This window comes from Streptomyces sp. NBC_01224, assembly GCF_036002945.1.
Taxonomy (GTDB): domain Bacteria; phylum Actinomycetota; class Actinomycetes; order Streptomycetales; family Streptomycetaceae; genus Streptomyces.
Genome location: NZ_CP108529.1, coordinates 7,371,950 through 7,384,340 on the forward strand (window position 1 = coordinate 7,371,950; position 12,391 = coordinate 7,384,340).

General features: G+C 69.2%; 13 protein-coding genes. 7 read left to right on the forward strand and 6 right to left on the reverse strand.

Annotation, left to right across the window (positions count from 1 at the left end; translation table 11 throughout):
- Nucleotides 1-68 precede the first annotated feature (68 nt).
- From OG609_RS33185 to OG609_RS33195, 3 genes are all read right to left on the reverse strand, one after another.
- On the reverse strand, nt 69-812 hold the full coding sequence (locus OG609_RS33185; protein ID WP_327276201.1) for a Clp protease N-terminal domain-containing protein: 744 nt from the start codon (nt 810-812) through the stop codon (nt 69-71).
- A gap of 83 nt (nt 813-895) precedes the next feature.
- Entirely contained in the window at nt 896-1,396 is a 501-nt protein-coding gene (locus OG609_RS33190) for a hypothetical protein (protein WP_327276202.1), read from the reverse strand.
- A gap of 135 nt (nt 1,397-1,531) precedes the next feature.
- Entirely contained in the window at nt 1,532-2,029 is a 498-nt protein-coding gene (locus OG609_RS33195; RefSeq protein ID WP_327276203.1) for a peptidylprolyl isomerase, read from the reverse strand.
- A 169-nt stretch (nt 2,030-2,198) separates the two neighbouring features.
- Here OG609_RS33195 and OG609_RS33200 point away from each other — a divergent pair, with 169 nt between their 5' ends.
- The 6 genes from OG609_RS33200 (at nt 2,199) to OG609_RS33225 (ending at nt 8,955) form a co-directional block, all read left to right on the forward strand.
- Nucleotides 2,199-4,058, forward strand: coding sequence for a glycoside hydrolase family 15 protein (locus tag OG609_RS33200; protein ID WP_442818087.1), 1,860 nt, complete (start codon nt 2,199-2,201; stop codon nt 4,056-4,058).
- Nucleotides 4,059-4,124: 66 nt separating this feature from the next.
- Nucleotides 4,125-5,153, forward strand: coding sequence for an N-acetyl-gamma-glutamyl-phosphate reductase (gene argC, locus OG609_RS33205; protein ID WP_327276204.1), 1,029 nt, complete (start codon nt 4,125-4,127; stop codon nt 5,151-5,153).
- The gene (gene argJ / locus OG609_RS33210) at nt 5,150-6,304 is read left to right on the forward strand and encodes a bifunctional glutamate N-acetyltransferase/amino-acid acetyltransferase ArgJ (protein WP_327276205.1); all 1,155 of its coding nucleotides are present in this window, start codon (nt 5,150-5,152) and stop codon (nt 6,302-6,304) included. Before argC ends, argJ begins: the two co-directional genes overlap by 4 nt.
- Nucleotides 6,301-7,215 carry an acetylglutamate kinase gene (gene argB / locus OG609_RS33215; protein WP_327276206.1) on the forward strand — a complete coding sequence of 305 codons (915 nt, stop codon included), beginning with the start codon at nt 6,301-6,303 and terminating at the stop codon, nt 7,213-7,215. The genes argJ and argB overlap by 4 nt, the downstream gene beginning before the upstream one ends.
- Nucleotides 7,212-8,408, forward strand: a complete 1,197-nt coding sequence (locus OG609_RS33220; protein WP_327276207.1) for an acetylornithine transaminase — start codon at nt 7,212-7,214, stop codon at nt 8,406-8,408. Before argB ends, OG609_RS33220 begins: the two co-directional genes overlap by 4 nt.
- Before the next feature lie 10 nt (nt 8,409-8,418).
- Nucleotides 8,419-8,955, forward strand: a complete 537-nt coding sequence (locus OG609_RS33225; RefSeq protein WP_327276208.1) for an arginine repressor — start codon at nt 8,419-8,421, stop codon at nt 8,953-8,955.
- Nucleotides 8,956-8,976: 21 nt separating this feature from the next.
- Here OG609_RS33225 and OG609_RS33230 read toward each other — a convergent pair whose 3' ends face one another.
- From OG609_RS33230 to OG609_RS33240, 3 genes are all read right to left on the reverse strand, one after another.
- Complete coding sequence (locus OG609_RS33230) at nt 8,977-9,678, reverse strand: L,D-transpeptidase family protein (RefSeq protein WP_327276209.1); 702 nt, start codon at nt 9,676-9,678, stop codon at nt 8,977-8,979.
- Nucleotides 9,679-9,740: 62 nt separating this feature from the next.
- Nucleotides 9,741-10,334: a pyridoxamine 5'-phosphate oxidase family protein gene (locus OG609_RS33235; RefSeq protein WP_327276210.1), complete on the reverse strand. Its 594-nt coding sequence runs from the start codon at nt 10,332-10,334 to the stop codon at nt 9,741-9,743.
- A 43-nt stretch (nt 10,335-10,377) separates the two neighbouring features.
- On the reverse strand, nt 10,378-11,043 hold the full coding sequence (locus tag OG609_RS33240) for a hypothetical protein (protein WP_327276211.1): 666 nt from the start codon (nt 11,041-11,043) through the stop codon (nt 10,378-10,380).
- 96 nt (nt 11,044-11,139) lie between these two features.
- On the opposite strand from OG609_RS33240, the gene OG609_RS33245 reads away from it, so the two are divergent.
- Nucleotides 11,140-12,333: an argininosuccinate synthase gene (locus OG609_RS33245; RefSeq protein ID WP_283850718.1), complete on the forward strand. Its 1,194-nt coding sequence runs from the start codon at nt 11,140-11,142 to the stop codon at nt 12,331-12,333.
- Nucleotides 12,334-12,391: the final 58 nt, after the last annotated feature.

A 12,391-nucleotide genomic window follows, 5' to 3' on the forward strand; every position in this document is an offset into this window, starting at 1 on the left:
ACGCGCGAAGGCCGGCACCGGATGACCGGCGCCGGCCCCCGCCGCGCATCCCCCGGACGGGCTGTCGGTCAGGCCTCCTTGTCCGAGGCGTTGGCGATGAGCGTGAGGGCCTCGGCGATGCCTGTTTCGGCGGTCGCCTTGTCGACGCCGAGGTCTGTCAGCACACCCGCGCCGTCCTCCTGCTCCAGCAGGGCGAGCAGGATGTGTTCCGTGCCGACGTAGTTGTGGCCCATCCGCAGGGCCTCCCGGAACGTCAGCTCCAGTGCCTTGCGGGCGCCGGCGTCGAACGGGATGAGGTCCGGCAGCTCGTCGACCGCGGCCGGCAGAGCCTCGGTCGCGGCCTGACGGACGGCCTCCAGCGCCACGCCCTGGGACTTGATGAATGCGGGGCCCAGTGCCTCCGGCTCGGCGAGCAGTCCCAGCACCAGGTGCTCGGTGCGCACCTCGTTGTTGCCTGCGGCGCGGGCCTCGTTCTGTGCGGTCATCACGACGTTCCTGGCCCGCTCGGTGAAGCGGCCGAACCCTTGGCTGGGGTCCAGGTCCGAGGGCTCGCCGGGGTCCTTGGAGACGAACCGCTTCTGGGCCGCCTGCCTGGTCACCCCCATGCTCTTCCCGATCTCCGTCCAGGAAGCGCCCGAGCGCCGGGCCTGGTCCACGAAGTGCCCGATCAGATGGTCGGCCACATCGCCGAGGTGGTCCGCGGCGATGACCGCGTCGGAGAGCTGGTCGAGGGCGTCGGTGTGGACCTTCTTGATGGCCTCGATCAGGTCGTCGAGGCGTACGGGATTGGTTGGACGTACAGGTTTCACCATGTGTCAACTGTAGGTTGACACGCCTTCACTGTCAACCATCGGTTGACAGTGAAGGCTGCGGCACCCGTGCTACCGGTGCGGGATCACCAGAGCGCCGTACAGAAGACGCACGCCTCCCAATGGGCCGGTGCGCACAGGACGCGGTGCCGTACGCACGAGGCCATGGCGGCTTCCTCCGGGCCGGGAAACGAGAAGCCGCCGCTCGGCCGCTCCACGTCCGCCGGATCGAATGCCTCGACCATCTCCCGGTACTGCCGCAGGCAGCCCTCTGCGAAGGGCGGCTCGTAGTCCAGTTCGTCCCACCGGTGCCTGCGCAGCGCGAGATCGAGCACCCGCAGGACGAAGTCCTTCGCCGCGGCCCGCTCGCGCGGGGAGCGGCCCCAGTCGACGTCCTCCAGATCGAACCCGACCACCCCGCGCCCGATGACGCTCTGGTCCTGCAAGGTCAGCAGAGTGGCGAAGCGGTGGTCCCAGGTGCTGTCGGCGAGGTCGGACACGGCCAGCATGAGCACATCGACGAAGACGTCCGTGCCCCCGTTGGACATGGACAGACTGCGGCCCCCGCCGTGAAAGACGTTCCCCATCCGAACACCGTACCGAGCGGAATCGCGCGGCCGGCCGGTCGGCCGTGGCCGTCCCGCTCCGGCCGGATACGACGGAGCGCGCCGTCCGACGGAGTCCGTCGGACGGCGCGCTCGTTCAGCGGTTCCGTATGCGGGTCAGAGGACGCCGCTGTCCGCGATGGTGATCTTCGCCTGGGGCCGGCCGCTCTGCGAGCCGAGGGCCTCGATCTTCTTGACCAGGTCCATGCTTTCCTGGTTGTCGACCTCACCGAACACCACGTGCTTGCCGTCCAGCCACGACGTCACGATGGTCGTGATGAAGAACTGGGAGCCATTGGAGTCGGGGCCGCTGTTGGCCATGGAGAGCAGGCCCGGCTTGGTGTGCGCGAGCTTGAAGTTCTCGTCCGGGAACTTCGCCCCGTAGATGCTCTTGCCACCCGTGCCGTTGCCCTGGGTGAAGTCGCCGCCCTGCAGCATGAAGTCGGGGATGACCCGGTGGAAGGACGATCCCTTGTAGCCGAAGCCCTTCTCGCCGGTCGCCAGCGCGCGGAAGTTCTCCGCGGTCTTGGGAACGACGTCGTCGAACAGTTTGAACGTGATCCGCCCAGCGGGCTCGTCATTGATGGTGATGTCGAAGTAAACCTTGCTCGTCATGGAACCATCCTGACATCGATGCGTTCGGCGCCGACGGGCGGGCACGGTGCCGGGCCCGCCGACGTGCCAGTGGGAGTGGCACCGCGGTGCCTACTCCCACTGTCCTGCGCGTCGACGACTGGTTAGCCTGAAGAGGGGGTGCGCAGGCTCAGGGAGGTCCGTTGTGACTGTGCAGGCCAACGCGAGCGCCGGGACGTTCAGTGCTTTCGACGCATCCCCGGGTGTCGGCGCGCCCCGCTATCTGCCGGTTGCCGAGCACGGACTGATCGGCGATCTGCGCAGCGCGGCGCTCGTGGGCACCAACGGCACCATCGACTGGTACTGCTGCCCGCGCTTCGACGCACCCAGTGTCTTCGCCTCGATCCTCGACGCCGACCGTGGCGGGTATTTCGAGCTCGCGGCGGATGCCCCGACGCGTACCAAGCAGTTCTACTTCCCCGACACCAATGTGCTGATCACCCGCTTCTTCGCGCAGGACGGGGTCGGCGAGGTCCAGGACTTCATGCCGGTACTCGACGATTCGCGCGAGGCCGACCGGCACCGTCTGATCCGCCGCGTGGTGTGCGTGCGCGGATCGCTGCCGTTCCGCGCCCGTGTGGCCCCCCGTTTCGAGTACGGGGCGCAGCCGCACACCGTGCACGTACAGCATGGCCAGGCGGTCTTCGAATCGCCCTCACTCACACTCGCGCTGACGTCGAGTGTGCCGCTCGAGGTCGCCGGCCAGGACGTATGGTCGCTTTTCAAGCTGCACGAGGGCGAGTCCGCGGTCTTCGCCCTCGACCGGGTCGGCGGCGACGTCGCCCCCCGCTTCTGCCCGCTGTCCGAGGCGGAGCAGCAGTTCAACGCCACCGTCGGGTACTGGCGGCGGTGGCTGTCCCGGTCGCGGTACCGCGGTCGTTGGCGGGAGATGGTGCAGCGCTCCGCACTCACCCTGAAGCTGCTCACCTACGCCCCGACCGGTGCCATCATCGCCGCGCCGACCACCAGCCTGCCCGAACGCATTGGGGGCGAGCGCAACTGGGACTACCGCTACGTATGGATCCGTGACGCAGCGTTCTGTGTGTATGCGCTGCTCAGGCTCGGCTTCACCGAGGAGGCCGAGGCCTTCATGGGTTTCCTTTCCGAGCATGTCCCCCTCGAAGTGACCGAGACGACCGGTCCGCTGCAGATCATGTACGGCATCGACGGGCGCCGTGAGCTGCCCGAGCGCGAGCTGACCCATCTCGAGGGGTACCGGGGCTCGGCCCCCGTACGCGTCGGCAATGATGCCGTCGACCAGTTGCAGCTGGACATCTACGGGGCGCTCATCGACGCCCTCTACCTCTACAACAAGTGGGGGCAGCCCATCTCCAGTGCGCACTGGGACAGCATCAGCGAGGTGGTCGACTGGGTGTGCGACCACTGGGACCAGCCCGACCAGGGGATCTGGGAGGCGCGCAGCGGGCGCAAGAACTTCCTCTACTCGCGGTTGATGTGCTGGGTGGCCATCGAGCGCGCCATGCGGTTGGCCCAGCATCGCGGCCTGCCCGTCGACATCGTGCGGTGGGGGCGGGCGCGGGATGCGATCTATCGCCGGATCATGCGCCATGGCTGGTCCGACGAGCGGCACGCCTTCGTCCAGTACGAGGACGGCCACGTCCTCGACGCGTCCCTGCTGATGATGCCGCTGGCGAAGTTCGTATCCCCGACCGACCCGAAGTGGCTCGCCACGCTGGACGCGCTGGGCGAGGACCTGGTGTCCGACTCGCTGGTCTACCGCTACGACCCGCAGGCCAGTCCGGACGGACTGCGGGGCGATGAGGGCACGTTCTCGATCTGCTCGTTCTGGTACGTCGAGGCACTGGCCCGCGCCGGCCGCCTGGACGAGGCCCGACTCGCGTTCGAGAAGATGCTCACGTACGCCAACCACCTCGGTCTGTATGCGGAGGAGATCGGCCACACCGGGGAGCAGACCGGGAACTTCCCTCAGGCCTTCACCCACCTGGCGCTGATCAGCGCGGCCTTCGGTCTCGACCGCGCGCTCGGGTAGGGCGTGAGTTCTTTGCATAAAAGTGCATAGCTGCGTATAGTCATGCCATCGACGAGGAGGATTTCGATGGTGGTACGTGCAGCAGTGGCAGGGGCGAGCGGATACGCCGGTGGGGAGCTGCTCCGTCTCCTGCTGGTCCACCCCGAGGTCGAGATCGGGGCCCTCACCGCCCATTCCAACGCGGGGCAGAAGCTCGGTGCGCTGCAGCCGCATCTGCGGCCGCTTGCCGACCGTGTGCTTCGGCCGACCACGCCCGAGGTCCTCGCCGGGCACGATGTCGTCTTCCTCGCGCTTCCGCACGGGCAGTCCGCCGCCGTCGCCGAGCAGCTCGGTGACGAGGTGCTCGTGGTCGACATGGGTGCCGACTTCCGGCTCAGGGACGCGGTGGACTGGGAGAAGTTCTACGGCTCGCCGCACGCCGGGACCTGGCCCTACGGTCTGCCCGAACTGCCGGGAGGACGCCCGGCGTTGGCGGGGTCCAAGCGCATCGCGGTGCCGGGCTGCTACCCGACCGCCGTCTCTCTCGCGCTCTTCCCGGCGTACGCCGCCCACCTGGCCGAGCCCGAGGCCGTGATCGTCGCCGCGTCCGGTACATCCGGGGCGGGCAAGGCGGCCAAGCCGCATCTGCTCGGCTCCGAGGTGATGGGCAACATGTCCCCGTACGGCGTCGGCGGGGTCCACCGGCACACCCCCGAGATGATCCAGAACCTCAGCGCCGCGGCCGGTGAACCGGTCACGGTCTCCTTCACGCCGACCCTGGCGCCGATGCCCCGCGGCATCCTCGCGACGTGCAGCGCGAAGGCGAAGCCGGGCGTGAGCGCCCAGACCGTCCGTGACGTGTACGAGAAGGCGTTCGCCGAGGAGCCGTTCGTCGACCTGCTCCCCGAGGGGCAGTGGCCCGCCACAGCGTCCGTCTACGGCTCCAACGCCGTACAGATCCAGGTCGCTCACGACGAGGCGGCAGGCCGGATCATCGTCATCAGCGCCATCGACAACCTCGCCAAGGGCACCGCCGGCGGTGCCCTGCAGAGCATGAACATCGCCCTCGGACTTCCCGAGGACACAGGTCTTTCCACGATCGGAGTCGCACCGTGAGTGTCACGGCAGCACAGGGTTTCTCGGCGGCGGGCATCGCCGCGGGAATCAAGGAGAGCGGTAACCCGGACCTGGCCCTCGTGGTCAACAACGGTCCGCGTCGCTCCGCCGCGGGCGTCTTCACCTCCAACCGCGTCAAGGCCGCCCCCGTCCTCTGGTCGGAGCAGGTACTCAAGGGCGGCGAGGTCAGTGCCGTCGTTCTCAACTCCGGTGGTGCCAACGCCTGTACCGGCCCGCAGGGCTTCCAGGACACCCACGCCACCGCAGAGAAGGCTGCCGAGGTCCTCGCCGGTCACAGCGCGGGCGAGATCGCGGTCGCATCGACCGGGCTGATCGGCACGCTGCTTCCGATGGACAAGCTGCTGCCCGGCATCGAGAAGGCGGCCGCCGCCCTCAGCGAGCACGGCGGCGAGAAGGCCGCCATCGCGATCAAGACCACCGACACCGTCCACAAGACCGCGGTGGCGGACGGCGAGGGATGGACCGTCGGCGGTATGGCCAAGGGCGCGGGCATGCTCGCCCCGGGTCTCGCCACCATGCTGGTCGTCCTCACCACCGACGCCGACGTGGACGCGCCGGCGCTGGACACCGCGCTGCGCGCCGCCACCCGCACCACCTTCGACCGGGTCGACTCCGACGGCTGCATGTCGACCAACGACACCGTGCTGCTGCTGGCCTCCGGCGCGAGTGGGATCACCCCGGAGCAGGACGAGTTCGCCGAGGCCGTACGGACCGTCTGCGCCGACCTCGCCAGGCAGCTCATCGGTGACGCCGAGGGCGCCTCCAAGGACATCCGGATCGAGGTCATCAACGCCGAGACCGAGGACGACGCCGTCGAGGTGGGCCGGTCCATCGCCCGTAACAACCTTCTCAAGTGCGCCATCCACGGCGAGGACCCCAACTGGGGCCGGGTCCTCTCCGCGATCGGCACGACGAAGGCCGCCTTCGAACCGGACCAGCTGAATGTCGCCATCAACGGCGTATGGGTCTGCAAGAACGGCGGCGTCGGCGAGGACCGCGAGCTGGTCGACATGCGCTACCGGGAAGTGAAGATCACCGCCGACCTGGCCACCGGCACCGAGTCGGCGGTCATCTGGGCCAACGACCTCACTGCCGACTACGTCCACGAGAACAGCGCGTACAGCTCATGACCACGGCGCGGAAGCACACCGCACTCCCGAAGGCACAGATCCTCATCGAGGCGCTGCCCTGGCTGACCCGGCACAACGGCAAGACCGTCGTCATCAAGTTCGGCGGCAACGCCATGATCGACGAGGAGCTGAAGGCGGCCTTCGCCCAGGACGTCGTCTTCCTGCGCCAGGCCGGTCTCAAGCCCGTCGTCGTGCACGGCGGCGGCCCGCAGATCAGCGCCCAGCTCGACAAGCAGGGCCTGGTCAGCGAGTTCAAGGCCGGTTTGCGCGTCACCACGCCCGCGGCGATGGACGTCGTACGGATGGTGCTGGCCGGACAGGTCCAGCGCGAGCTCGTCGGCCTGCTCAACCAGCACGGCCCGCTCGCCGTCGGCATGACCGGCGAGGACGCCCACACCATCACCGCCACCCGGCACCGCCCCACCATCGACGGCGAACTCGTCGACATCGGCCGGGTCGGGGAGATCACCGCGATCGACACCGGGGCGATCCAGGCGCTGCTGGACGACGGCCGGATCCCCGTCGTCTCCTCCATCGCGCGCTCCGCCGACGACAACCACGTCTACAACGTCAACGCCGACACCGCGGCCGCCGCACTCGCCGCCGCGCTGAACGCCGAGACGCTGATGGTCCTCACCGATGTCGAGGGCCTCTACGAGGACTGGCCCAACAGCGACGACGTGATCAGCCGCCTCACCGCCACCGAGCTGGAGAAGCTGCTGCCCGAGCTGTCCAGCGGCATGGTGCCGAAGATGCAGGGCTGCCTGCACGCCGTACGCAACGGCGTCGAGACGGCCCGCGTCATCGATGGCCGGGTCCAGCACTCGATCCTGCTGGAGATCTTCACCGACGAAGGAATCGGCACGATGGTCGTGCCCGACGCACAGCCCGACGCACAGGGGGAGTCATGAGCAACCAGGAGCTCTCGCAGCGCTGGAGCCACGCGCTGATGGACAACTACGGCACCCCCCAGCTGTCCCTCGTCCGAGGCGAAGGCGCCCATGTGTGGGACGCCGACGGCACCGAGTACCTCGACTTCGTCGGCGGTATCGCCGTGAACGCCCTGGGCCACGCCCACCCCGCCGTCGTCGAGGCCGTCTCCACCCAGATCGCCTCCCTGGGCCATGTCTCCAACCTCTTCATCGCACCGCCGCCCGTCGCCCTGGCCGAACGGCTGCTGCAGCTCTTCGGCCGGGGCGGCAGGGTCTACTTCGCCAACTCGGGTGCCGAGGCCAACGAGGCCGCCTTCAAGATCGGCCGGCTGACCGGGCGGACCCACATGGTCGCCACCGACGGCGGCTTTCACGGCCGGACCATGGGCGCACTCGCGCTGACCGGTCAGCCCAAGAAGCGCGAGCCCTTCGAGCCGTTGCCCGGCGATGTCACACATGTCCCGTACGGGGATGCCGAGGCGCTGCGGGCCGTCGTGACCACCGACACCGCGCTGGTGATCATCGAGCCCATCCAGGGCGAGAACGGTGTGGTCGTGCCGCCCAAGGGCTACTTGGAGGCCGCCCGGGAGATCACCCGGGCGACCGGCACCCTGCTCGTCCTCGACGAGGTGCAGACCGGTATCGGCCGCTGCGGCCAGTGGTTCGAGCACCAGTCCCACCAGGGCGTCGAGCCCGACATCGTCACCCTCGCCAAGGGCCTCGGCGGCGGACTGCCGATCGGCGCGACCGTCGCGTTCGGCCCGGCGGCCGACCTGCTGAAGCCGGGCCAGCACGGCACGACGTTCGGTGGCAACCCGATCGCCTGCGCCGCCGGACTCGCCGTCCTGGACACCCTGGCGGCCGACGGCGCCCTGGACCAGGTGAAGCGGCTCGGCGAGAAGATCCGGAACGGAGTGGAGGGTCTCGGGCACCCTCTGGTCTCCCACGTCCGCGGCTCGGGGCTGCTGCTGGGTATCGTGCTCACCGAGCCCCTCGCACCACAGGTGCAACAGGCGGCTCAGGGAGCCGGAATCCTGGTGAACGCACCCGCCCCCGATGTCCTGCGGCTCATGCCGCCGCTGATCATCGGTGACACGGAGGTGGACGCGTTCCTCCAGGCGCTGCCCGGCGCTCTCGACGCGGCAAAAGGGGACGGACGATCCGGAGAATGAGGCGACGACGATGACCGAGGCGCAGGAGACCGAGCACGGCGGGCCGTCCGTGCCGCAGACCCGCACCGCACGCCACCGCCGGATCGTGGACATCCTGAACCGGCAGCCGGTGCGTTCGCAGAGTCAGCTGGCCAAACTCCTCGCCGACGACGGGCTGAGCGTCACCCAGGCGACGCTCTCCCGCGACCTGGACGAGCTGGGTGCGGTGAAGATCCGCAACACCGGCGGCGAGCTGATCTACGCGGTGCCGAGCGAGGGCGGTTTCCGTACCCCGCAGGCACCGCTGGGCGAGTCCGCGAAGGAGGAGCGGATGCGGCGCCTCTCCGCCGAACTGCTCATCTCGGCAGAGGCCTCGGCCAACCTCGTGGTGCTGCGTACGCCTCCGGGCGCGGCCCAGTTCCTCGCCTCGGCCATCGACCAGGCCGAACTCCAGGACATCCTGGGGACCATCGCGGGTGACGACACACTGATGCTGATCAGCCGTGACCCGGCGGGCGGTCAGGCGCTCGCCGACCACTTGCTGCGACTGGCCCAGAACGAACGCTGAACGGCCGGGGTACCGCGTCCGTCAGTAGCGCGTGATCGCGGTCGGGCCCGAACGGGTCCCGATCGCGATGTGCGGACTGCGGGCCGGGTCCACCCAGTCGAGAATCCGGTCCATCGCGGCCGCCGGTACGGAGACGCAACCGGCGGTCGCACCACGCCCGTTGACGTGGAGGAAGATGCCGGCACCACGTCCCCGTACCGGCCGCTCGTAGTTGAAGCCGATGACGAGCGCGCGGGCGTACTGCGTCGGATACGCGGCCAGGTGCTCCGACTCACCCGCCCGGCAGTCCGCGGGCCGCGGTTCCACCCAGCGGTTGTAGGCCCGCGCCTCGGTGTCCTCGCACCACCACGACCGGCTGTTGACCCGGCGGTACGGGTATACGGTGCCGGCCGGTGCCGCCTTGATTCCGAAGGCGTACGGCAGGTCGTACAGGCCGGTGGGTGTGGTGTCGGTGCCCTGCTTGCGCGACGTCCCCTCGGCCAGGCCCTTCGCACCGAACCGGGCCGGTGCGGACCCGCCCTTCACCCAGATGCCCCGGCGCAGATTCCACCAGGTGACGGTGCCCGTCGTGGAGCCCTTGGCCGGGGCCTCGGCCGTGATCAACTGGGTACCACCGCCGGTGTCGGCCATCCGCCCCGGGAGAGCCGGCGCCACGGCGGGCCGGGCCGCGACCGAGCCCGCCAGCGCAAGCAGTACCGAACCGATCACCAGAGATCTGCGCATGTCCCGGACGCTAGACCGTCCCGCGGCGTGTCACCCCCGGACCTGCTCCGTACGGCTCAATTTCATTCCACGCGCGGCATGGCCGGCAGCGGGAGCGGCAGCCCCGGCAGTCCGTCGATACTCGTCGCGACGTGCTCCTTCTTCTCGAAGTAGACACTGAGCGACGCATCGTCCTCGCGGGCGAAGCGCTGGGCGTGCAGTGGCCGGTCCTCGTCGTACGACATGAAGGGCACGGCAAATCCACAGGTGTCCCGGATCAGCTCGGCCTTCACCACGATGATGGCGCGCAGCCCGTGCGGACCGGGGTCCACAGCGGGAAAACGGGCGAGCAGCGCGCCGAACCGCGGATCGTCACGGAAGACCGGCTCACCGCGACCGTGCACCCGCACGATGTTCGGCGGCCCCTGGAAGGCGCACCACATCAGCGTGATGCGCCCGTTCTCGCGGAGGTGGGCGACGGTCTCCGCATTGCTGCCCGCGAAGTCCAGGTAGGCCACGGTCAGTTCGTCGATGACGGCGAAGGAGCCGCTGACCCCCTTGGGGGAGAGGTTGACCGTGCCCTCTGCGTCCAGCGGCGCAGTCGCCGTGAAGAAGATGTGCTGCTCTTCGATGAAGGTCCTGATCCGTCCGTCGATACGTTCGTACGTTTTACCCATGGCGGCCATTGTCGTCGCCGACTCCGGGGGCGGCGAGGTCATTTCAGCAGGTGGAACAACGGTGCAGGCCTGCCACGCGCAGCAGTTGCAGAGCCGCCACACGCACCGCGCGTGGCTGGTCCTGTGCCGTGCGGATGCGCAGCCACTCCTCGGGGAATCCGGCCGTGTCCGGCTGTGGCGCCCGGGTGGCCGCACGGACCACGGCGGACGACGGATCGTCGAGGAGGGGCGCCGGCCGTTCGCGGTCCACGCCGTCGAGGGCCCGCAGGCCGAGGACGGAGCGGACCCTGACGGCGGGCAGCGGGTGGGCCGGCAGGGAGCGCAGCGTCTCGGCGTCCGTGCGTGAACCGCACTCGCCGGGCCCGGCGGGCGCGGCAGGAGCGATGAACGGACCGGCAGTCACCGTCGGATCGGGGCCGGCATTCATCGACCGGCGGAGATCCGCGCACATCGACCGGCAGAGCGGAAGCGGATCGACTCCGTCCTGCCGGAGCACGTAGCGCGCACAGGCCCGCACGCCCCCGGAAGGGTCGGCGAGGGAGGCCCGCGCCTCCCCGTGCCGCCCGGCCCGGCGCAGCGCGGTGGCATCGGCGGACCGCACCCGTGGCGCGCGTGCCGCGAGCAGCGGGCCCAGCACCTCGCCGTGGGCCCCCTCCCGCATCCCGGCGATCGCCGCCTCCGCGCACGGGTTCTTTTCCGCCCAACGCACGCGCCCTGCGGCACGCCGCCCACCTGCACCTTTGACAAACCATACGAAGGACTGCATAGTTATGCCTACCAGTGATTGCACCGTAAGGAGAAACCCGTGACCGAGCGCGTCGTACTCGCCTACTCGGGCGGCCTGGACACCTCCGTCGCCATCGGCTGGATCGCCGAGGAGACGGGCGCTGAGGTCATCGCCGTTGCAGTGGATGTCGGTCAGGGCGGCGAGGACCTGGACGTCATCCGTAAGCGCGCGCTCGCCTGCGGTGCCGTCGAGGCCGAGGTCGCGGACGCCAAGGACGAGTTCGCCGAGGAGTACTGCCTCCCGGCGATCAAGGCCAACGCCCTCTACATGGACCGCTACCCGCTGGTCTCGGCCCTCTCCCGGCCGACCATCGTCAAGCACCTCGTCGCCGCCGCCAACAAGCACAACGCCGGCATCGTCGCCCACGGCTGCACCGGCAAGGGCAACGACCAGGTCCGCTTCGAGGCCGGCATCTCCGCGCTCGGGCCCGACCTGAAGTGCATCGCCCCGGTCCGTGACTACGCGATGACCCGGGACAAGGCGATCGCCTTCTGCGAGGAGAAGAATCTCCCGATCGCGACCACCAAGAAGTCCCCGTACTCCATCGACCAGAACGTCTTCGGGCGTGCCGTCGAGACGGGCTTCCTGGAGGACATCTGGAACGCGCCGATCGAGGACATCTACGAGTACACCGAGAACCCCGCCACCCCGCGAGAGGCCGACGAGGTCGTCATCTCCTTCAAGGAGGGCGTGCCCGTGGCCATCGACGGCAAGCCCGTCACGGTCCTCCAGGCGATCCAGCAGCTCAACCAGCGGGCCGGCGCCCAGGGCATCGGCCGGATCGACATGGTCGAGGACCGTCTCGTGGGCATCAAGTCCCGCGAGGTGTACGAGGCCCCGGGCGCGATCGCACTGATCACCGCCCACCAGGAGCTGGAGAACGTCACCGTCGAGCGCGAGCTGGCCCGCTACAAGCGGCAGGTCGAGCAGCGCTGGGGTGAGCTGGTCTACGACGGCCTGTGGTTCTCGCCGCTCAAGCGCGCCCTGGACGGCTTCATCAACGAGGCCAACCAGCACGTCACCGGTGACATCCGGATGACCATGCACGCGGGCCGCGCCGTCGTCACCGGGCGGAAGTCCGAGCAGTCGCTCTACGATTTCAACCTCGCCACCTACGACTCGGGCGACACGTTCGACCAGTCCAAGGCGCAGGGCTTCATCGAGATCTTCGGCCTCTCGTCGAAGATCGCCGCGAAGCGTGACCTCGCCTGAACCCCAGTAGTTACGTCACCGCCTCCCCGACCCTCCGTGCGGGGAGGCGGTTGCACAT

Coding starts and splice junctions, on each gene's coding strand:
- OG609_RS33185 (WP_327276201.1), bottom strand. CDS start 812: ATGGTGAAACCTGTACGTCCAACCAATCCCGTACGCCTCGACGACCTG.
- OG609_RS33190 (WP_327276202.1), bottom strand. CDS start 1,396: ATGGGGAACGTCTTTCACGGCGGGGGCCGCAGTCTGTCCATGTCCAAC.
- OG609_RS33195 (WP_327276203.1), bottom strand. CDS start 2,029: ATGACGAGCAAGGTTTACTTCGACATCACCATCAATGACGAGCCCGCT.
- argC (WP_327276204.1), top strand. CDS start 4,125: ATGGTGGTACGTGCAGCAGTGGCAGGGGCGAGCGGATACGCCGGTGGG.
- argB (WP_327276206.1), top strand. CDS start 6,301: ATGACCACGGCGCGGAAGCACACCGCACTCCCGAAGGCACAGATCCTC.
- OG609_RS33220 (WP_327276207.1), top strand. CDS start 7,212: ATGAGCAACCAGGAGCTCTCGCAGCGCTGGAGCCACGCGCTGATGGAC.
- OG609_RS33225 (WP_327276208.1), top strand. CDS start 8,419: ATGACCGAGGCGCAGGAGACCGAGCACGGCGGGCCGTCCGTGCCGCAG.
- OG609_RS33230 (WP_327276209.1), bottom strand. CDS start 9,678: ATGCGCAGATCTCTGGTGATCGGTTCGGTACTGCTTGCGCTGGCGGGC.
- OG609_RS33235 (WP_327276210.1), bottom strand. CDS start 10,334: ATGGGTAAAACGTACGAACGTATCGACGGACGGATCAGGACCTTCATC.